Origin of the sequence: Cellvibrio sp. BR, assembly GCF_000263355.1 — a bacterium.
Lineage (GTDB): Bacteria > Pseudomonadota > Gammaproteobacteria > Pseudomonadales > Cellvibrionaceae > Cellvibrio.
In genome coordinates this window covers 60,109-81,137 of the sequence record NZ_JH668200.1, presented here as the reverse complement: position 1 = coordinate 81,137, position 21,029 = coordinate 60,109, and the positions used below count along the sequence as shown (strand labels likewise).

Genomic DNA, 21,029 nt, shown 5'->3' with positions numbered 1-21,029 from the left:
ACAAGGGGCATTGCTAAATTGCGCTGCCAGGGGGAGTTATTGCGCTTTGATATTGATCCAGTTGAGGTTCCACTCTTTGCCGATGGAGCTGAGCTTGAGTGTGTAATTACCGGGCTGCAGAGCAATCGCCCCACTGCTTTGGGTGATGTAGGTCTGCCAGCCGCCAGTGGGTGCGAGGGTTTGGGTATCCACAATCGCACCGTCAATCAGTGCATTAAAACCGGTGCTACCTGTTTGTGACGCGAGGCGGTACTCAATGATGTAATTACCCGCTGTTTCCACTTTGATTTTGTATTCCACAAAATCGCCCGCTTCAAAATGCCCCACGTTTTGTCCGCCGCCGCTATCACCGGTATTTTCGCTTTGGCTGCCACTCTGGGCGGTGTAATTTTCCGCTTCGATTTTGGCGGGCACCGGGGTGAAAAGTATGGGTGTATTCACTGCATCACTGGCGTAGCTTTCGGCGATGTTGTTGCGCGCGGTCACTGAGTAGTAATAGGTTTGGTCTTCACTCAGGTTGCTGTCGGCATAGCTGGTGACGGCGAGGTCTTCGGCGATTAACGTGCCTTTGCTGCCCGCCGAATTGGAACGGTAGACGTTATAGCTAATGTCGGTACCCGGTGTTGCAGTCCAGGTCAGCGATGCGTTGGTGCCGGTTACTGTCAGTGCCAAACCGGTAGGGCGATCCGGGTAGTCGAACACATCGTTGTGTTCATCGGTCACCAGCCAATGCGCCAGACCTTCATGCACGTCGTAACCGACTTCGCCGTAGCTGGTAAATAACGCTTCAATCTCCTCGATGGGCGCGGTGGTGAAATCCACTTTGCCCGCGCTATCCACCACATCTTTACCGGCGACCGGTTCTTCTTCGATCAGGTAGATCTCGGCCCAGGTATTGGTGCTGCCGTTGCCTTTAAATACGCCGCTAAAGTTGTAGGTTTGGCCGCCTTTCAGGGTGATTTGCTGGTAGAGCGCACCGTTGATTTCACCTTCCACACCGCTCGGGCGAGTGATGTGCAGTACCGCGCCGTCGCTGCCGGTTGGGGCTTTGCTGGTGTCGGTATTGTTGTAGTTAAAATTGAGCGCGCCGCTGATGGTGAGTTCAGACCAACCGCCTGCCGCGCCAAAGTTGCCATTAGCGATCAGCTCCTCGTTGGTGGCGGTGTTTTTGAGGCTGATGCTGTCGAAGGTCACATCCGGGCTCGCGCCGCCGTTGGCACCGGTTTTTATCACCAGGTAATAGGTTTTATCCTCGGTGCCGCCGGTGGTAATGGTGGTGGCTTTTTTGGCGCAGGCCTCGGCAAAACTGGAGTCCCAGTTGTTGCAATCCCAGGTGCTGGCTTTGGTGATCATGCCCACACCTGTGTCCAGGCTGGTGTTGATCTCGTTGGTCACCATGCCCCACAGGCCGTTGCCCTGGCCGCCGGCAATCGTCACTAACTTGTACGACCAACTGGTGGATGCCCAATCGTAGCCCGCAAAAATATCGTAGGTCGCACGGCCGATTTTGCCGCCCAGCTCCAAACCAGCGCCCTGCCAGGGCTGGAATTCACCCATCAACATCGGGGTTTGCAGTTCCTCGAGTTTGGTATCCCAGAAACACACGCCGCCTTTGCCGTCCTGACCGCATTTCAGCCAGTCGCGGTGGATATCGTAATGGCTGTCGTTGGGTCTATCACCAAACAGGCCGGGGTAGGGGTGGAGTTGAAAGGCAACGTTGGTCATACCCTGTTCAGCCGGGTCGCCATACACATCAATGCTGCCGTAATGGCTGTGCAACATAATGATGTGTTTATCGTCGATGGCGCGGATGGTGTCGTACAGCTCCAACACACGCTCGGCCATGTCTTCCGGGGTGGAACCCCAAGGTTCATTGAGCGGGTCATAAGCGGCGACGACGGGTTCATCTTTGTAGCGGGTAGCAATCTGCTCCCACAGCCACTTGGTGCGATCCTGATATTCGCTATTGGTCCAATACTGATTCTGGCCGGAGCAGCCGGTGTGATCATTCGGCGTTTGGCCGCCCAGTGCGCCGTGCAAATCCAGAATCACATACATGCCGCGCTCTTTCGCTTCGGCAATTGCCCAGTCAATGTAATGCCAAGCGTCTGCACGCAGGGTTTTTGGGTTCTTTTCGTCTTCGATCACGTTCCACAAAATCGGCAGGCGTACCACATTAAAACCAAAGGCCTGCAGCTGATCCCAATCGCGCTCCTTGATCCAGTTGTCGCGGAACAGTTTGATCAACCGCTCCTTTTCGTCGTAACCAAAACGCTCGGTCAGCTCGGCCTCCAGCGTACATTGGTCGTGCACACCATTGCCGCCCTGGCCCATCATCCAAAATTCCTGTACCAACCAGTTGCCCAGGTTGGTGCCTTTCAGGTGAACCTGCCTGCCGCTGGCTTTCACCCACTTGGTGCCATCGGTTTTGAGCATGGTCAGCCCTTCGGTATCCGGCGCGAGGCTGCTGCTCGCCGCGCTGGACGACGAAGGCGCAACCGATGACGCCACCGAGGAGCTGGAAGGCAACCCGGCCCGCACCCCCTTGTCGCCCTTATCGCCACCACAGGCCACCAAACCCAGCAAGCAGGCGCTGAGCAGGCTGAATTTAAAAGCAGGGGCGATGATTGAAGAAAGCCGGTTTGTGTTGGTGAGAGTTGTGTCTTGGGGGGATAAATTCTGTTGAGTCATAGCATTGTCTCTTATTCTGTTGATGCTTATTGTTTGCACCCACACGGGTGCTAAACGCATCTTTCCCCAAGACAATGCTCTCCCGCGCCCGACTAAATTTATTCGAACCGAAAAAAGTGAGGTTCGGGTAAATACACCCGAGGTATTTGTTTAGGCGAACGTCCCACCTTGTTATTTTGGATGTGGATCTACCGTAAGTGGGGACGTAGGTTGGAAGAGCGCAGCGACGTCCGGCATAAATCGGCCAAAGTGGTGTTTGGCCGGGTAAGGAATGGTTTTGATAAATGGTTGTGAGGGCTGGTTCAGTGCGCGCCGTTAATTTCTACCGGCGTTTATACCCGCGTTTTGTTGCAGTAAAGTCTGGCCCGGCGCTATCTCGTATCTGGTGGAATGCGGAGGCGTGGTGATCTAACGTTATGAGAGCTAAGGCTGAATATCTTTCCAAACCCAAACAAGACCTTGGGTATAGGCTGAAGCCTTTGCACCCGCATGAGCCATGTTCTCTACACCGTAGTTCATTAGCTGCAGATTCGTGCTTTTCCTATTTTTAATTTTATTCTGGAATTCAGAAACAGATGCTACAAAAGCTGGGGCTTCATTCGACCCAAAGGAGATAAAAAGCCGGGCGCTGAACTTGCTGTTTGCCTTAAAGAATTCATCATCCAATTGACTGATGTATTCATTGTCCCAAGGAATTGCAGGGCTAACTGCAATACATCGCGCAAACAACTCTGGTTCGCTGTACATGGCATAAAGTGCAAATAGTCCGCCAAATGACCAGCCTGCTATAGCGCGCTGACGGGTATCAATCCGGTATTCACTTTCCACTTTCGGGATAATCGTCTCTTTAATAAACGTCAAAAATGCTTCGCCACCGCCCGAATCACGAACAAAATTCTCGTCCTTTGTCGGTGTTAAATCCTTTGTGCGTAGCGCCGTATAGTTGGGCTTTACACCGGAATAGGTAATACCAACCATCACCAATTCCGGTACAGCTTTGTCGAAGGCCAGATCTTGGTAAATGGAATTCAACAATGGCGCGTCCCATTGCGCATCGGTGTAATACACTATGGGGTAGCGTTTATTGGGCGAGTTTTTATAGCTGGCGGGCAGCGATATAACCAACTCATACGCAATACCCGATGGTGACTTTATTGCCACCTTGTGAGTATGCGGTAGCTCAAAAGTTGTTGTGGAATTTAACTCGGCAGCCAAAACCCGTAGCGACAGCATTGCGCACAAACAAAATAAAATCGCGATCCTTAAATTAAACATGATGTAATCCTTGAATTTGTTTCCTGGTGTCGTAAGTTTTTTATGGTTTTCTGGTAAAAATATATTTTTTCAAAGGTATATTTCGGCAAGAAGCTAGCGTTGGCACTTACCGTAGGTTGCCGGTGAGGAACGAACCGCAACATGACATTGCTTCCGATTGCGATTCAAAACCCTCATGTGACCAATCTATAAAAAACGATAACTTTAAAATTGACAATGAGAGCGGTAAAGAAAGCGACCGAACGTCGCAGTTCGGCCAATATCGGACGTTGAGAATAAACTAACTCCTTAAGTAGAAAAGGTAATTTCAGCGTGAGCTTCATGAACTTTCTACCTCGTCGCTTGTTAGTCATTTTTCAAGTCTTTAGGCACTTGAAACCAACTTCCTTTTTTCTTAGTTATAAATCGTTGTAAAGATACAGAATCTAGTTTGTCGATATCAAAATCTGCATAATCGCGATTATTTGCAGGAACCTCTCTAAAACTTTTCACTTGATCGAGAAGTTTGTCGTTACTTTCCTGCGACAAGGGTAGTTCAATCTCTTTAGGTTTACGCCATCCAGTCCCCATGAGATCCCATAATTGAGAAGTTAAGAAGTCACCATCGGTTGGCGGCTTGCTAGCAAAAGACAGTATGCCCTTGTCTTTTATTTCTTGTGGCAAATTCATATAAAGTTTGTTCAAAGCAGTTAAATCAGCCTTCAAATCTGGCCCCCAAACAAATAATTGATCTTTTTTCAGAAATAACGGAGCTGCTCGTTTATGTAAATTATCACCAGAAACAAATAGCTTACAGAATGGCAAATAGTGTAGATAAGCAATATCAATTTTATTTGAAGGCCTGTCAGGGGAAATAAATCCTCTTGACACACAAATATGAAAAAACACCTCCACCTTAATTACATGAGCAACGTAAGGAGCATAACTAGTAAGAGGTGGAAACCCACTTACTTGGTACCGTTGAACAATCTGCCGATGTAATTCTCTGGGAATTGCAAATGAAGTTAAAATAAACTCTATTAAATCATATGGTTTACTATTAGATTTCACTAAAGAGTTGGCCGCAGTATATGCATCATTGATGTTTTTACATTGTGTAATATCTACACCTAATTTTTCTGCATAGCTCTGTGAATTTTCAAATGTCATAGCTTTTACTTGAGCTCGCCATTGTTTAGCGAAGTCACGCTCGATTTCCATATATTCGCGGTTTTGCCATCTGCTAAATGCTTTTGCTTCTGGTGAGACACCAAAAGCTACACCTTTCTTTTCGCCAGAGGTTACAGGCTTACCACCAGCTAAAATAGGCCGACCATCCATAACGATTTTTTGACCAAGCAGGTTGTTTATAAGTAAGTCCATATGATGAACATTTGGTGAACCACCCATTTCAGGTGTTTTTGAGGCTATTTCGCCTACAATTTGATCTGGAGTTCGACCTTTACTCATTTCTTTAGCCAAATCAGCTAATGTTTCGATATAAAAAAGTGGGGAAATATTTACAAGATAGAAGTTATCAAACCAAACTGATTCATCAATGCTCAAGGATTGTAAAAACGATTTATCAAAAATGGTAATAGGGCCCATAGCCTATCCTTAAGTGACTAGTGAAAATTTCAGCGCACATTTCTAACTTTACTCATTTCTATAATACTTACTAATCACCCGAAGCCAGATTAACCCGTCCTATACTCAAAAGTTTTATCTATTAAGACGCGCCAACAGACAATTGCGGGAATTAGATTTTCTGTAAGTCAGGCAACAACGCCTAAAATTTAGGTGATTGAATAGATTTGTTGGGCATGGCTGCCCAACCTACGGCCTAATTGACGCGATTGTCAGGGCTATCTGGGCACTCACCTTGAGGACCACAATGAAAATCAACATTAACGGTGTTGTGTGACCCATCAAAATCCAAGTATGAAAGCTTAGTAGAGCAGACTTTAAATTTTTCTAATTGCTTGGAGAATTTTTTATCCGACAATGCATGAGGATCAAATCCTGCAAATGCTTTATATAGACCCGTCACTTTACTTGAGACACTGTATGTTTTACCGGCCTCGACGACCCTATCTGCAAAATCAACTCTATGCATTGTCCAAATTTTACCGTCGGCACAATTAGTTGAAGGGGGATACTTTATCGTTAAGTCATAGATAATAGCCGGCTTACTACCTATGTTAGATACAGCAATATTAAATGCATCCGTGTCAATATCAGTCACATTAACAACCAAATTAGCTTTTTCACTATCAAGTAATTTCTTTGCTGACTCATATCCCATAATTGCTAACGAAACTACAGCTATAGCAGTACCAACATATAGTGATATTTTTTCTACAATTCTAGGCTTTCCTTGGGAAGTTCCGCAGTGATGGCATTTTTCTGCTTGTTGCTTTATTTCTTGTTTACAAGATTTACATTCTTTTGTTGGCATTTTAGATAAAAGAACCTTAGATAATCATAATGTTTGAAGCCAACCTCGCACGGCAGCGCGTCGGACTGGGCTCATTTGTTATGTTGCGCTTGCGCCATATTTTTTCCAGTCAGCATTTTCAGTAAGCGTAGAACGCCACATTGGAATACTTTTACAACCGTCAATTCGTTTAAGGGACGCAACCACATTTTTTCTCAGGCTCGGATTCAGCCATGGGCTCAGAGTTATTCGCACAATCGATGACAAATTGATAGGTATGTTTAGGAACGTAACTTCTTCAGTCTTGGATTCCCAAAGTGCCCGTGATTCGTTCTCGTGCTTGTATGGAATTCTTTTTATGAATGGAAGCTCAACGGTCTTGGGCCGAGTATTTCGTAGGTCACCAACCTTTAAATAGGACACTTCTTTGAACTTCACGCCTTTCACATTATTGAAAGTGCTTTCTAGTTCGGAAGCGTTGAAGTGAATGCATACACCCGACGAACCTGATGAGAACACACGCCAATGGTGGTATGTCTCAGATTCGCGAGTAAAACAGAGCGCTAATACTGACTTCAGATTTTTCTTGTTCTTGTATGTGGAGAGAAAAAATGAGTCGTTTTTATCGTCCCAAGATGATGGGTCCAAAAGCGTAAGCTCTCTATTTGTCAGTATATGAATAAGAGCCGGTAAATCTGTGTATCTTCTATAGCTTGGACCAACCATGCCAGCTCCTATTTAGCAACATAACAATGTAATTAGATGGAATTTTTCCGCATTTCGAACCGGATTTTTTCCATCTAAGATTTAAAGGTTATTTAATAGCATACCTTCCAATCACGCGCCATTACTGGCTTTCATCCGCGTCATCATATTCTGTTGTCGGATCGAAAGGCGGAATGCTTCCGACTTAAATTCCCTTTTAACGGATTTTATTAAGGTAAAGATCTGCCCAACCATTCATTACTGCACCAACTTCCGCTTTGGCCACACTGCCGACCTTCAATCTGTTGCGGTTCGTAAACTCAGTCGACGCGACCCGCCACAACCTACGGGTACATCGCCGGTATTAATTTCGGCATCAGCTTGCAAATATTTTGGATAATTGGAAATAAAAAAATCTGCGTTGCCAAAGCAAGCAAAAAAACGAGCGAGGGTGTTTGGAGTGGGGAAGGAGCAGTGCTTTTAATATCCGTAATCCATAGCAGCCAAGTCGTGTATCCAAAATCCGTAATACATTTCCTTGTGGTGCTTACTGCTGTCGTCATTCCTGTGACGGGAACCGCATAGGGTATGCGGTTTGATGTGCGGGGTAATATTACAGCTTATTACAATCTGTGCAACGCGCTTTTGGGGAAGGTTGGCGCCTTGGTTTTGGATGAACCAAGGCGCGGTGTTTATTTTAATGGGAAATGAATATCGGTAATAAGGTCGCATTCGTCGACCTCATGGATGAAATTCACGTAGTGGAAAAAGCAGGGGTAGTCGCGAACTTCTTCGCCACTGTTTGGCAGCCATTCGCGATAAAACGCGTAGATGGTCGTGTCGAGGTTATTGTAGCTGCCGGTGTGGCGAATAACGGCGCATTTTCCGCCGGGAATTATTCCTGCTTTTACATCGTAATCGTTCTCGGGGATCTCTGTATCGATGGTGCCGCATACATCCCAACGAAATTCTTCTGGCCCAGTGGTTTTTGGATCGCTATAGGGAATGCCGAATGTCTTGCTGGTTTTTACCGGCGAGAGTCCGGTAGCTTTACGCCATGCAATAAATTTTGCCGCAGTTTCCAGTGTTTTTTCTGGTGCTCCCCGGTGTTCAATGAATGCAATATTTGTTTTTTCAAAATTAATGACGTTGACCTTCATGGTTATTTCTCCGTAAGGTTTCGGCTGAAATTGAAACCGCATATGCCATTCTGGCCAATTGGGTTCCGCCCTGAATTCAGAAGGCGATTTATCAAAAGTGCGTTTAAAGGCCCGCGCAAATGCTTCCGGGCTTTCAAAGCTGGCTTCCAGTGCGATATCAATAATCCGTTTTTCACTTTCAAACGCTAAGCGATAGGAGGCTCGTTTCAGTCTGGTCAACTGAATAAAGCGTGTCACACTCATGCCCGTGTAGGCCATAAATACCCGATGAAAATGGTATTTGGAAAAAGCGGCAACATCACTCATTCGCTCAAGTGTTAAATCCTGATTGAGGTTCTGATTAATGTATTCGCAAACACGGGCGATGCGTTTGTCGTAGTGGTTTGTCGGGTTATTGCTCATGCCAATCCTTCATGTTTCAGGTGCAGTGCATAATGCGAGTTTTTCGCGTGCCTTGTCCTGATTGAGATTGCGCAGTCTAGTGATTTTATGGTGGTGTTGCACAAACAAAAAAGCCGATGCATTGCTGCATCGGCAAAGGACTGTTGTTAATTAACTGCCTTAACAACAGGGCTAGAGAGAAAATATTTTGTTAAAAAATTACAGCGGGTTTAATTGGAACCAGTTGATATTCCAACCGCCTTTTCTGACAAAAATCGATAAATCCTGTTGCCCCGCCGTGAGGTAAACAGTGGTGGAAACGGTTTGCCAGTTTTGCCAGCCGCCGGTGTTGGGCATGTTGATGGTGCCTAAGTCCGAACCGTTTCTACTGAGCACCAAAATGCCGCCGGTATAGGGCGATGCCACACGCACTTGTAGTGTGTAATTGCCGGTGGTGGGGATGTTGATGGGGTGGCTCATCCAGTCGTTGTCGTCGGTGCTGGCGGCGTTGAATCCGCCTCCGGCGTCGGTGGTGGTTTCCATGCGGATGCCGTTGTGGTCTTTAAACATTTCCGCTTCGATGCGCGTGCCCACGGTTGGTTTCCAATTCATCCAGGTGGCGATGCTTTCATTGCGCACCAAGGGTTGGGTGGAGAATTGGCGGAACCAGTTTTCGATTTGCGCGGTGCTGGCATTACTCACGTTAATCGGGCTCATGCCACCGCCATTGCTGCTGTTGGTGACCATGCCCCAATTCCAGCCGCTGGTATCGCCGTTGGAGCCGTTTTGTGAGGTGGTTTTCCACGCCCAGTTGGTCGCCGCCCAGCCGTAGCTGTTGTAGATGTCGTAGGCTTTGCGTGTCATCTGGCCGCCGTAGCTGCCCAGCAGTGTCCAGGGTTGGAATTCGCCGACGAGGAAGGGCGTTTGCAAGCTGGTGATTTTGTTACGCCAATCGCAGCTTTCGCCCAGGCCGTTGGGATTGCAGTGCAGCCAGTTGGCGTACATGTTGGCTTGACCGGCGCCGTAAGCGGCGGTGTCGTTCCAGCCCCAGAGGCCGGGGTAGAAGTGCATCCAGGTGGATACGTTGGTCAGGCCGCGGCTGTTGGGGTTGCCGTAGGCATCGATGCCGCTGTTATGGCCGGGCAGCAAAATCACGCGGGTGGGATCTTTGGCGCGTACCACGTTGAACAGTTCGTAGGAGCGGTTGGCGAGGGTGGTGGCGTCGGTGCCCCAGGGTTCATTCAGCAAGTCATACGCGGCGACGGCGCTGCGGCCGTTGTAGCGCTGGGCGATCATGTCCCACAGCCATTTGGTGCGGTCCCAGTAGCTCGCGTTAGTCCAGAGCTGTGCCGCGCCGATGCAACCGTCGTGCTGCTCACTGGCCGCCGCTTGCCCGCCGACGGTGCCGTGCAAATCGAGGATGGTGTACATGCCGCGTTTTTCCGCTTCATTGATCGCCCAATCCAGGTATTGCCAGGCGTCACTGCGCAAGGTGTAGGGGTTGTATTCGTCCTCGATCAAACTGTACAGGAAGGGGATGCGCACCACGTTCATGCCCATGGCCTGCATCATGTCGAAGTCGCGCGCGGTGATGTAGTTGTCGCGGAACACTTTCATCAAGCGTTCTTTTTCCCCATTGCCAAAGCGCTGCGCCATCACCGATTCCAGTGTGCACTGGTCGTTCACTGCGCCGCCGCTGTGGGAGATGATGCCGCCCATCATCCAGAATTCCTGAATCAACCAGTTGCCCAGATTGGTGCCGCGCAAATCCACGCGCTGGTTGGTAGTGGCGTTCACCCACAGGTGGCCGCTTTGTTTGATCGCGGGCAGCGGCGTCCAGCTTTGGGTTTGCACCGGCACAACCCTGAACCAGTTGAGGTTAAAACCACCGGCATTTACTTTGATGCCAAAGCGATGCACACCCGCGCTCAAATTCACGCGCTGTTTTACCGTCGTCCAGTTCTGCCAACCGCCGGTATTGGGCAGGGCGAAGTTGCCATAGGCCGGTGTGCCGCCCGCTTCTTCAAAGGTGATGTTGCCACCGCCGGTTGCACTGGCGACACGATATTCAATGTCGTATGCGCCAGTGGTGGGGATATTGACCGGGCTATTGCTGTAGGAGAGCCAGTCGTTGGCATCGATCCAGCCGACGTTTTGGCCGCCACCGCTATCGCTGGTATTTTCCAGCTGAATGCCATTCATATGACTGTAGGCTTCGGCTTGTATGGTGGCGGGCACATTGACTTGGCTGGTTGCGAGCTGACTCAGGAGTGCACTGGAAAGGCCCAGTGCAAGCACTGACCAGGTGCGAATTGCTGATGGTTTCATGGGTTTATACCTGTGACGTTATTGTTATTACGGTTTACGCGCCCCCTATTCCGCGTTACTGCGTTTCCTTGTTGTGGTTCTTATTGATGTCGGTCGGGCGGCGTTGGCTGCACTCTAGGCAAGCGTGTAACAGCTGTCGTTCGACAGCGGCGAAAGGGTGCAAAAAAATGTAAAGCGAACCCGTTCGAGCAAACAAAAACTGCTCGAACCATGGGCGTAAAAGCCGCTAAATAGCGGGAATTGATGGGGGTAGAGGCACCCCTTTGCACTGAACCTGGCGGTGGTGTGCCACTTCGCTGCCGCAATAGATTTATGCTGGCTCAGGGCTGGCAGTTTCTATAGTATCCCTTGTGACACAACCAAGGCGCGTTCAACCACTACAACAGCGTCACAATAAAAAGTATTCGGGGATCACCTATGGATTTTGTAGTTTTCAATTTTCACGACGTTATTTTGCTGATGACCGCCATGCTCTGCGGTTTTTTTGCGCTACTGCTGATTGCTACCAACCCGCCCAACAACATCAGCAATTATTTTCTCGCGGCTTTTTTAATCGCCCATGCCTTTATTCCATTGCATGAATTAATTCTGTGGGGAGCCGATTTCAAATTGCAGGTGCGCACCCATGCGCCCGGTATTTATTTTATTGGTGGCTTCGCCTACTACCTGGATGCGGTGCTGCTCTACTTTTATGTGAAGTCACTGGTATTCCGCGATTTCCACCTGCGCCCCAAGGATTATCTGCACCTGCTGCCGCTCGCATTATTCGGTGTATTTATGCTGCTGGCCTTCTACCGTTTCCCCGCCGCTACGCGCCTGGAGTGGATCAACAGCGAAGCCTTTGTGTACAGTTTTGGTTATATCGGGATGGATTTCTTTTGTAAGTTCCTGCGTGTTGGCTACTGCGTGGCAGGCTTTTTGCTGATCTACAAATACAAAGGCATACTCAAAAACACCCATTCCAATATTGAAAAGGTGGATATCCTCTGGCTCAAAATATTGGTGATGGGCTTTTTGGTGGTCACCGCGATGGAGGCATTTCTGGCGCTCTCCAAAGCGATTGGTTTTGCCGCCGGTTATGATTTTCAGGCGCCGCACCCCAGCGGCAACGTGATCGAATACATCGGCTTGAGTGGTTACTACGCGCTGTTTGTATTGGTTTGCACCCTGGTATTTACCAGCATGCGCTACTTCAGCAATTTTGAAGCGGTGCGCCAAAAAGACAGCAGCAATAGCGGTCGTGAACCGGCTAAAAAATCCGCGCAGGAAAAACTGCTCAACCCCGAGTATGCAGAAAAAATCGACAGCATCATGCGCAGCCAAAAAACCTATCTCAATCCGGATTTAACACTGGATATGCTGGCTGAAAACTTGTCGATCCCGGCGAAAGATTTATCCATGATTATCAACCGCCATTTCAATTTAAATTTTTACGAGTTCATCAACGGCTACCGGATCGAGGAAGTGCAAAAGCGCCTGCTGGATCCGGCCAATAAGGATAAAACCATCACCGACATTTATCTGGAAGTGGGGTTTAACAGTAAATCGGTATTTAATACCTTCTTTAAAAAACTGGTAGGGAAAACACCGTCTGAGTATCGCCAAAACCCGCAGAAGGTGGCGCTAGCCGCTAAATAATTTCACTACTGGAGCTAAGGAAAACATGATCAACAGCCACAGCACACACAGCAAGCAAACTACAAAAAAAATCAGCACCAAAACACCACTGGCGATTGCCTGTGCCATATTGCCATTACTTGCAGCACCCAGCTGGGCAGCAAGCGAATCGGCAGCGGTAGAAGAAGTGATTGTCACCGCCGCAAAACGCGAACAGCGCCTGCAGGATTATGCCGGTGCACTCAGTGTGGTGAATAATTTTCAAGGCGTAAAAAACATTGGCGATATCGCCGCGCAAGTGCCGGGTTTAAATATTGTGGATGCCGGCCCGCGCAACCCCACCGGCTTAATTATTCGCGGCCTGCGCATGGATGAAATTGACTCCAATGATTTGGGTGGCGATGGTGCCCTGGTGACAAGCTACGTCGATAATATTCCGCTGCAAGGTTATTTTGTACCGCCGTCTTTCAGCCTGAAAGATCTGCAACAAATAGAAGTGGTACGCGGCCCCCAGGGTACACTTTACGGTAATGCGTCTGTTGGTGGTTTGATTCGCTACGTGACCGCCAAACCGGATTTGGAAAAATATTCAGTACGTGCGAGCGGTGAACTGTCACAAACCAAACACAGCGACGATTTAAGTTACGACACGGATCTGGTAGTGAACACGCCATTAATCGATAACACCCTTGGCCTGCGTTTATTGCTCGGTAAAACCGACAATGCCGGTTTTATCGACAACCCCTATTTATTGAGCGGCGCGCAAGAGGACATCAACGACGACCAAACCAAACAGGCGCGCGTTAGTTTGCTGTGGCAAGCGAGCGATAATTTCTCGCTCAATAGCAGCTATCACTATCAAAAAATAAATGTAGGTGATCGCCAGGCCGCGAATGAAAGTTTTACCGGCGACGACTACACCGCCTCCAGTCGCTACTTGCAACCCATGGAAGGCGAACTGCAATTGGCAAGCATCGACGCCACTTACGATATGGGTTTTGCCACACTCACCGCGAGCGTGAATCGCTACGATTATGCGCATAACGAGCGTGCGGATCAGACGGATTTGTACATAGGTCTGGATGCTGCTTACTACGACAATGCTTACTTTACACCCTTTGAAGATCTTTCCGCTTACAACGCCAGCACGGTGGATGTGGTGAAAGACAGTGCTGAATTGCGTTTGGTCTCTGACAGTGAGCAGCCTTTGCGCTGGCTAATCGGTGGTTTTTATAGCCGCGATGATCTTGATGTTTATATGAGCGATTTTGTGCCCGGCTTTAATGACTATCTGGATGCCGGCCTAGCAAGTGATGCAGAGTACATTGCGACCCAGCAGGAAGTGCTCGATGAATATTCAGCCTATGGTGAGTTGGCTTACGACTTGACATCAAAATGGGAAATCAGTGGCGGTGCTCGCTTTTTCCGTTACGACGATAAATTGAATGTGACTAAGGCTTACCCCTTTGAAGATTTTGCAAGTGTTGAGCGGGGCGATGATGTTATCGATGGCACCCTGGGCAAATTGGGCAGCCGCTATAAATTTAATGAAGATCTGAGTATTTATTTCAGTGCAGCCGAAGGCTTTCGCCGTGGCGGCGCAAACCTGACACCACCCGGTGTAACTACTAATACCTTTTATGATCCGGATAAAGCCACCAGCTATGAGTTGGGGTTACGCAGCGAGTGGTTCAATCAACAATTGCAATTCAACGCCGCGGTGTTCTCCACCGAGTGGGAAGACATCCAAGTAAGCACCACCGCTGAAGATGATGGCCGCTCCATTACCGCCAACGCGGGCGAAGCGCGCTCCCAAGGTGTTGAGCTGGAAGTATTTGCACAATTACCCGGCGGCTTTAGCCTGCGCAGCAATTACACCATTATCGATGCCGAGCTGACCGAAACCGTGGAGGCTGTTGACGCGTTTGACGGTGACCGTTTACCCGGTTCACCACGCACTCAGTTCAGCGTGGCGCTGGATTATTTGCAAGCGATTGGCAGCGTGGAATGGGATGGTAGCCTGAGCTTCCAACGTATGGGCGAGGTATACACCGCACTCAACGAAAGTTATTTCAATTATCAACAATTGGATAGTTACAACACTGCCAATGCACAGGTTGGTGTAACACTGCGTAATTGGCGCTTGGGTGCTTTTGTGAATAACATCGCCAATACCCGTGGGATTACCGGCGGCCGCGCGGATGATTTTTATGGTGACCAAGGTCAGTTCGAATACGTCACTCGCCCGCGCACCGTTGGTCTGTCGGTGAGCTATGAGTATTAACAATTGATAGTACCCTTATTTAAATAATCACGCGGTATCGTTTCAGTCGCTTTCCGGGAAGAGGGCGACTACACAATCAAAAGGCCGTTGTATTTGATGTGTTGTTCACCTAGGGATTCCACATACTTAATGACAGGAAATAATCAAGATGGCAGCAGAAAAAAAGAAAGACAGTGACAAAAAGGCGGAAAAAAAGACTGTTAAAAAAGTCGCCGCCAGTGCAGCTAAACCAGTAAAAGCAAAAAAAACCAGCAAAGCACTGACAACTACTGATTTGGTAATCAACGTGCCGTTGAATGGTCAGGTTATTAAGACCTTTGAATTGATGCCAGCGAAAAGCCTCGCGACTGGGCCGGGGGATTGGATTTTTACCGAAGAGGGCAGCACTACCGATATACAAAATCTGGAAGTGACGTTTGAGCCAAACCCTTCTGCATTAAACCGTCAGTTTGAGCGTGCAGTGCTGGTTGTGAAAATCAAACAGAACCCTGCTTCCGGTGGCACCTGGCGTTTTGCGCTGGGCGGTGTAGCAACTGACAACCCTGATAGTGACCCTAACAACGATGTAGCCTTGGATATCATCGACAATGGCTACACTATGATCGTCTATGTGCACGCGCTGGAGAATGATGCAGAAAATATTCCATTTGGTTTTGTTGCTTCCTTGACGAACCAAAACACCGGTGTTGTCACGATTTATGAATCACAGGATCCGCGCGTAATTATTACTCGTCCGCGCTAGTTGGTTCTCTCTCCGGTGCATCGCTGTGGTGCACCGTAGGCGCTCATTAATTTTATGAACTCAGTGCTTTCGCAGAGCGAGTTAAACCAGGAAAAATTAAACCAAGTTGGGTGGATTTTTTCCTCCAGTGCTTTTTTGATGTTGACTAGTGCTGAAGTTCGTTCATTTGCTTGTGTGTAAACAATTGCTGCTGTGTAGGGCGTGTCAATATTTTCTTTGTCTAGTTTCTGAAGAAGTAACAAGTGTTCAATTGCTTGTGAGTGTTCCCCCAAATGGCTGTGCGCCAATATCTTCGCCTTTAATTCTTCTGGATTTTCACTTGTCGATGAAATTGAGTTGATAATTTTTCGATATTTTTTAAATGCAGAATCTTTTTGATTGTTATGGTGTAGTGCATCGGCAAAATTTAATAGTATTACCATGTTGTTGGGGGCAAGTGAATTTGCTTGCTGTAGTTTTGCCGCAGCTTGTGGAAAATTATTGTCGAGTAGATAAGCTAGCCCGAGATTGCTCAAGTTTGTTGCGTCGATGCGATTTTTAATTGCAGTATTAAAAGATGCAATCGCTTTTTTTGTATCGCCTTCAGATAACGAAATAGCGCCGTGGATTTGGTTTGCTTTGTAAGAGTCAGGTGATTTTTCAAGCGCCAACGCCAAATACTTTCTCGCTTCAGCTAAGTTGCCTGCTTGCCAGTAGGTGATAGCAATGTTCTGATAGTTTGTTGCTGATGGTTTGATTTTCAGTAGCTTTTTGTAAATGGCTATTGCCTTTTTGTAATTGCTTTTTCCCAGCTCTATATAAGCTTCCAAGCTTAAAACAACTCCCAAATTGGACTCCCTGTCTCTTAGTTGTTCAATGATATCCTCTGCTTTTTTCTTGTCGTTTTCGGCATCAGCCAGATAAAAAATATTAATTAAGTGTTGAGTGCTTTCTGCATTTTTTCGTTGGTTGGAAGTCACAATGCGTTTAAATTTTTCGAGATAAATAGGTTCCGATGTTTCATAGTAAAGATCAAGCGCCAAGTCTCGGTATAATGTTTGTGCTTCGATCAATGCACTAACATTATTAATCGAGTCTATCGCTGACAGTCCTTCAGGCGTTGCTCCATTGAGTAAATAATCCTGATAGGTTGACAGATAAGTTGTGTAATCGCTTGGTGTGAATTGAGTGTGATGAGCAATACTATTTTGCTGATAGATCAATTCGATATTTTTGTATACTAAACTCGCCATCGTAAGATAGTTGTCGGTTAGTACATCAAATGTTTTTGAGTGGGATGTGCGCAAGCGTGAATGATCGGCATTGATGCGTGTTAACGCTATTCTGCATATATCATCTTTGCAATTTATATCGGTGCTAATTATTTCATCGGCAGCTGTCGCTCGACGGATGTTATCTATATCACCATTGGTGTCAATTATTTCCTCGCGGGGGATGAGATAGTAGCCATCTTCTATCGCTAAGATACCTTGCTGAATAGAATCAAACACAGCTAATTTCACTAATTCCTGCTGCGACTCCTGCATCCCCTCTGCTGTCAACTTGGGTGGAATCACCGCGATATACTTGGGCGGTTTGGGTTGCAATTGCCACACAATCACACCGGTAATTATCAATACGCTCAGTGCTGCGGAACTCACTACAATTTTATTGGCAGCAATATAGTTTTTAATTTTTTTCCAAGGTGAAACCCTGGGTAGTGCAACCGCTGCAAAGCGCGTTTCAAAGGTGGGGTGGTCTTGTGTGCGTGCGCTGCGCGTGATGCCGTTGTTAATGTTGGTGTGCGGCATTGCCAGTGCTTGGGTGTCATCGCTGGCAATATTGTCGTGCACATTCATTGCACTGAGTTTTTTAAACTGCGCTGCCACCCAATGGGTATTATCCGGGCGTTTGTTCGGATCTTTGGATAATAACTGCCCCAGCAAATCCACAAACTCGGCGGGTAAGTCCGGGTTGTGTTGGTGCGGTGGAGTGGGCGGGTGCGAAATAATGCGCTGCATTATTTGCAGCTTGTTGCCGGTATCGCCAAAGGGGTGTGCGCCGCACAATAATTGGTAGGCCAAAATGCCGAGCGAAAATAAATCGCTTTTAAAGCTGATGCTTTCACCCATCGCCTGTTCGGGCGACATGGAGCAATAACTGCCTGCGACATGGTCGGTGAGCGTCGCATTAAAATCCTGGGATTTGGCGATGCCCAAATCGGTAATTTTTGCCTGGCCGCGTTTATTGATCAGAATATTTTCGGCTTTTAAATCGCGGTGAATAATGCCGGCGTCGTGGGCGATGGCCAAGCCTTCCGCAATTTGGGTCAGCCAGTGCAAACGCTGCGATAGCGGTGTTACATGTTCACGCAAATAAGTTTGCAGGTTCTGGCCATCCACTAATTCCATCACTAGCGCCAGTTGGTCGGGCGCCTCGATAAAATCGTAAATCTGCACAATATTCGGGTGGTTTAATTTGGCAAGCAGCAAGGCTTCGCGCTTAAAACGCTCGATGTAATGCGCTTCAAACAATTCAGTGCGCAAACATTTAATCGCCACCTCGCGCTCCAGGCGGGTATCGCGTGCGCGGTACACCAAACCCATGCCGCCACGGCCAATCGCCTCCTGCACTTGGTAGTGCCCGATTTGCAGGGGGATGGTGGTGTGTGGCTTGCTGTCCATAGGGCGATCAGCAATCCTTCAGGATGGAGGTGGCGGTCAGTTGATCGCCTTTGTAGATTTTAAATTTATCGCAGCCAAAGCGAATTTTGCCACCGCGTCGCTCCAGCAGGCACTGCTGGCCCAGTGCATCGGGCAATAGGTCAGCCAATTGTTTGCGCGCACGGAAAATTTGAATATTCATGTGGGTGCTGTCCAGCCCCAGTTCCGCTGCGAGTTGATCAGCATAAACCCAGCCCTGGCTTTTGCTATCCAGCCCGCGTGCGGCGTCTTCAGCGCGGTGGCGGGCGAGTTGCAATAGCAGGTAGTGATGGGTGCGCACGGCCAGATCCAGCACTTGTTGCTGGCGCAATTCAAGCTGGGTCGTTTCTTCATCCAGGCTCAAATTAAACACAAATTCAAAATCGTTAATGTGGCGCGCGCTTTTTATTTCGGTAGGGCCGTAAATGTTGGCGCGTACAAATTGCCAGTGGCCGGTAGAGAATTGCACCAGGTCGCCATCGTTAAGCGGCAGGGCTTCGCCGTGTTCGGCTATGGCTTCCTGAAACCACTGTTGCGCCTGCTCGTCAAAATAGAGTGCTAATTCGGGGGCGTCGCCATCGGGCAGCAGGTGATAGCGGCTGAGGTAAATCGGTGAGGTTTCGCTCAGCGAGCGATTTAACGGCCACAAGATATCGTTGGGCGCCCGCAGATCCATCACCCGAAAACCGGGGTCAGTTTGCGCGGCGAGCACAATTTCATCGTTAACCGCCAGTTCGCGGGTCTCGCCCTGCGCCATGGCGATGCCATTAATCCAGGTGCCGTTAAGGCCGAGGTTTTTAATGCGCCACTGTTCGCCATTCCATTCAATGGCGGCATGCAATTTGGATACGTAGGGTTTGTCGATATGGGTGTCCACACTGTTGGCGAGTCTGCCAAAGGTGTGATGAGGGGCGAGAGGAAAATAGGCCTCTGCAGCGACATCCAACAAATAAGCCATAGCGGGTCCGGATCAAGTCTTTCTTTGTATTGGTGTAATTGCGTGTAATGGTCAAAAGCGCTCAAGGCTCATAGATTGCCACAAGATGCCGATGTTTTCCCAGTTATCGCCCCTGTGAGTCATGAGAATATCGTTATGATTGCCCTTTTTCAGGCCGTAAGCAGTTACAAAAGTCGGGCGCGCCCAACACGCAAGTTTAATCAGTCCTCGGTGCCGCGCTGGGTGCCGGTGAATAAAAGTTTTATCGCGCTGACTAAAATGATCCTGCGCTCCGCTGCTGCTCGCCTTGGCCTTGAGCAGGCGGCAGTGACTCTGCGCTGCCTGAATCACCAGGGCTATCGCCATTTATTATTAGTTGATGATGTGCGCGATTTATTTGTCGCGGCTTCCGGTGGTGCGGAAGAGTTTATTATTTCTACCCAAGAGGCAAACAGCTCACCTTTTCAAGGCTTTGATGCCGAGGCGGCGCTGAGTTTGCCGGTTAATTTTAATACGCCGGAAAATGCATCCCAGCGTCTGGGCTATTTGGTGGTGCAAATGGCACCCGGTGTTCACCCCAATGATAGCGAGGTCAAACAGGAGTTGGGGTTGGTAATTGAGGAAATTGTGCGGGTTATTAGCCGTTATCAATCCCGCTATCGCTCCATTCACTGGTATGGCGACCAATGTTTTTGGGTCGGCAACAGTACTGTATTGCGCCAATTGGATCAGTGGATAGATCAATTGGCCAAAAGGAAATGTCCGGTGCTCATTCGCGCCGACAAAGGCGCGGGCAAAATTATTGCCGCGCGTCGCTTGCACGACATTTCCTGTAGTGAAAACGCGCCGTTTATTGAATCGGATTGTCGCGAATGGGAGGAGGGTACGGCCACCGCGATTCTGCAATCCCTGCGCAGCTGCGCCACCGGCGGCACTTTGTTTTTGCGCAACCTCGATGCCCTTTCGGTGCGCGATATCCACGCACTGCGACACTTTTGTCTGCAGTGGATGGCTGCTACACGCAGCGGTAATTCCCTCGGTTTGGTATTTAGCTTGAGTCGCGCCAGCATCGACCCGGTTGCCATAGGCTTGGGGTGGATGATGCATTTTGTGCATAGCCTGCAACTGCCCACACTGGTGGAGCGCGAGGATGATTTGCGCGATCTAGTGCAGTTTTTCATCGCCGAATTTGCCCTTGCCGGTGAGTTGGTGCTGGATGAGGCTGCCGTGCAATTGGTGGCAAATCACCCGTTCCCCGATCATGTGGAAGGCCTGAAAAATCTCATCAAACAATTGGCACTGCGCAACAACGGCGATTTGGTGAGTGCCGCGGATGTGGGAGCATTGCTGCCTCGCCATTAGTGCGTCGCTTGGGTTTCTTGCCTGACCTGACCGCTCCTGATTATTCTTTTCCCTCCCAGCATTCTGCACTCCGGCACAGCGGCGTTTTGTTGTGAGCCTGAGGGTGCAGGGTTATACTGCCTCGTCTCTTATCCCGACTCTTTTATTCTGCCCCTGTTTTTTTCCACTTAGGAATCGGGGTGTCATCGGACTTTGGTTATGCAAAAAGTAGTTATGCACAAAGTAGTTCTGCAAAAAGCCCTGGTTTTATCCCTGTTGACTGTGGTGTTTACCGGAGGGCTTATCGCCTGTGGCCAGAAAGGCCCACTCTACTTGCCGCAACAGCAAAGCAAACCGCAACCTCAAGTTGAGCCGCAGCCTGAGGTTGAAACAGCACCTGCCGAAAAACCTGCACCGGTTGTTGCCCCTGAGCCAAATACTGATCCGTCCTAATCCGTCTTACCGCTTTCC

The 21,029-nt window shown here is 48.6% G+C and carries 13 protein-coding genes; 5 read left to right on the top strand and 8 right to left on the bottom strand.

Translation table 11 applies throughout. From position 1 onward, the window contains the following. Nucleotides 1-36: 36 nt before the first annotated feature. From O59_RS00365 to O59_RS00330, 6 genes are all read right to left on the bottom strand, one after another. The gene (locus O59_RS00365) at nt 37-2,691 is read right to left on the bottom strand and encodes a cellulase family glycosylhydrolase (RefSeq protein WP_157152423.1); all 2,655 of its coding nucleotides are present in this window, start codon (nt 2,689-2,691) and stop codon (nt 37-39) included. 423 nt (nt 2,692-3,114) lie between these two features. Then, nucleotides 3,115-3,906, bottom strand: a complete 792-nt coding sequence (locus O59_RS20780) for an alpha/beta hydrolase (RefSeq protein ID WP_232283014.1) — start codon at nt 3,904-3,906, stop codon at nt 3,115-3,117. Between the two features lie 405 nt (nt 3,907-4,311). Continuing rightward, nucleotides 4,312-5,553 (bottom strand): hypothetical protein, encoded by a 1,242-nt coding sequence (locus O59_RS21760; RefSeq protein WP_007638299.1) that lies wholly within the window; start codon nt 5,551-5,553, stop codon nt 4,312-4,314. Nucleotides 5,554-5,788: 235 nt separating this feature from the next. Continuing rightward, entirely contained in the window at nt 5,789-6,403 is a 615-nt protein-coding gene (locus O59_RS00345) for a hypothetical protein (RefSeq protein WP_040390948.1), read from the bottom strand. A 1,376-nt stretch (nt 6,404-7,779) separates the two neighbouring features. Continuing rightward, nucleotides 7,780-8,649, bottom strand: a complete 870-nt coding sequence (locus O59_RS00335; RefSeq protein WP_007638297.1) for a GyrI-like domain-containing protein — start codon at nt 8,647-8,649, stop codon at nt 7,780-7,782. A 198-nt stretch (nt 8,650-8,847) separates the two neighbouring features. After that, the gene (locus O59_RS00330) at nt 8,848-10,956 is read right to left on the bottom strand and encodes a carbohydrate-binding protein (RefSeq protein ID WP_007638296.1); all 2,109 of its coding nucleotides are present in this window, start codon (nt 10,954-10,956) and stop codon (nt 8,848-8,850) included. 417 nt (nt 10,957-11,373) lie between these two features. Here O59_RS00330 and O59_RS00325 point away from each other — a divergent pair, with 417 nt between their 5' ends. From O59_RS00325 to O59_RS00315, 3 genes are all read left to right on the top strand, one after another. Beyond that, nucleotides 11,374-12,594, top strand: coding sequence for an AraC family transcriptional regulator (locus O59_RS00325; protein ID WP_007638295.1), 1,221 nt, complete (start codon nt 11,374-11,376; stop codon nt 12,592-12,594). Between the two features lie 25 nt (nt 12,595-12,619). Beyond that, nucleotides 12,620-14,857 (top strand): TonB-dependent receptor, encoded by a 2,238-nt coding sequence (locus O59_RS00320; RefSeq protein ID WP_007638294.1) that lies wholly within the window; start codon nt 12,620-12,622, stop codon nt 14,855-14,857. Nucleotides 14,858-15,005: 148 nt separating this feature from the next. Further along, entirely contained in the window at nt 15,006-15,599 is a 594-nt protein-coding gene (locus tag O59_RS00315) for a DP-EP family protein (RefSeq protein WP_007638293.1), read from the top strand. Here the strand turns inward: O59_RS00315 and O59_RS00310 are convergent. Beyond that, the gene (locus O59_RS00310; RefSeq protein ID WP_007638292.1) at nt 15,596-18,262 is read right to left on the bottom strand and encodes a serine/threonine-protein kinase; all 2,667 of its coding nucleotides are present in this window, start codon (nt 18,260-18,262) and stop codon (nt 15,596-15,598) included. The genes O59_RS00315 and O59_RS00310 overlap by 4 nt on opposite strands. 7 nt (nt 18,263-18,269) lie before the next feature. Further along, a complete protein-coding gene (locus O59_RS00305) occupies nt 18,270-19,238 on the bottom strand; it encodes an FHA domain-containing protein (RefSeq protein ID WP_007638290.1) in 969 nt (322 codons plus the stop codon). Nucleotides 19,239-19,373: 135 nt separating this feature from the next. Here O59_RS00305 and O59_RS00300 point away from each other — a divergent pair, with 135 nt between their 5' ends. Next, nucleotides 19,374-20,579, top strand: coding sequence for a sigma 54-interacting transcriptional regulator (locus O59_RS00300; protein ID WP_007638289.1), 1,206 nt, complete (start codon nt 19,374-19,376; stop codon nt 20,577-20,579). Between the two features lie 198 nt (nt 20,580-20,777). Beyond that, on the top strand, nt 20,778-21,011 hold the full coding sequence (locus O59_RS00295) for a lipoprotein (protein WP_007638288.1): 234 nt from the start codon (nt 20,778-20,780) through the stop codon (nt 21,009-21,011). The last annotated feature ends 18 nt before the right edge of the window (nt 21,012-21,029 follow it).

Excerpts from the sequence above, each read along its gene's own strand:
- O59_RS00365 (WP_157152423.1), bottom strand. The coding sequence starts at position 2,691 with ATGACTCAACAGAATTTATCCCCCCAAGACACAACTCTCACCAACACA.
- O59_RS21760 (WP_007638299.1), bottom strand. The coding sequence starts at position 5,553 with ATGGGCCCTATTACCATTTTTGATAAATCGTTTTTACAATCCTTGAGC.
- O59_RS00345 (WP_040390948.1), bottom strand. The coding sequence starts at position 6,403 with ATGCCAACAAAAGAATGTAAATCTTGTAAACAAGAAATAAAGCAACAA.
- O59_RS00335 (WP_007638297.1), bottom strand. The coding sequence starts at position 8,649 with ATGAGCAATAACCCGACAAACCACTACGACAAACGCATCGCCCGTGTT.
- O59_RS00330 (WP_007638296.1), bottom strand. The coding sequence starts at position 10,956 with ATGAAACCATCAGCAATTCGCACCTGGTCAGTGCTTGCACTGGGCCTT.
- O59_RS00325 (WP_007638295.1), top strand. The coding sequence starts at position 11,374 with ATGGATTTTGTAGTTTTCAATTTTCACGACGTTATTTTGCTGATGACC.
- O59_RS00320 (WP_007638294.1), top strand. The coding sequence starts at position 12,620 with ATGATCAACAGCCACAGCACACACAGCAAGCAAACTACAAAAAAAATC.
- O59_RS00315 (WP_007638293.1), top strand. The coding sequence starts at position 15,006 with ATGGCAGCAGAAAAAAAGAAAGACAGTGACAAAAAGGCGGAAAAAAAG.
- O59_RS00310 (WP_007638292.1), bottom strand. The coding sequence starts at position 18,262 with ATGGACAGCAAGCCACACACCACCATCCCCCTGCAAATCGGGCACTAC.
- O59_RS00305 (WP_007638290.1), bottom strand. The coding sequence starts at position 19,238 with ATGGCTTATTTGTTGGATGTCGCTGCAGAGGCCTATTTTCCTCTCGCC.
- O59_RS00300 (WP_007638289.1), top strand. The coding sequence starts at position 19,374 with ATGATTGCCCTTTTTCAGGCCGTAAGCAGTTACAAAAGTCGGGCGCGC.
- O59_RS00295 (WP_007638288.1), top strand. The coding sequence starts at position 20,778 with ATGCAAAAAGTAGTTATGCACAAAGTAGTTCTGCAAAAAGCCCTGGTT.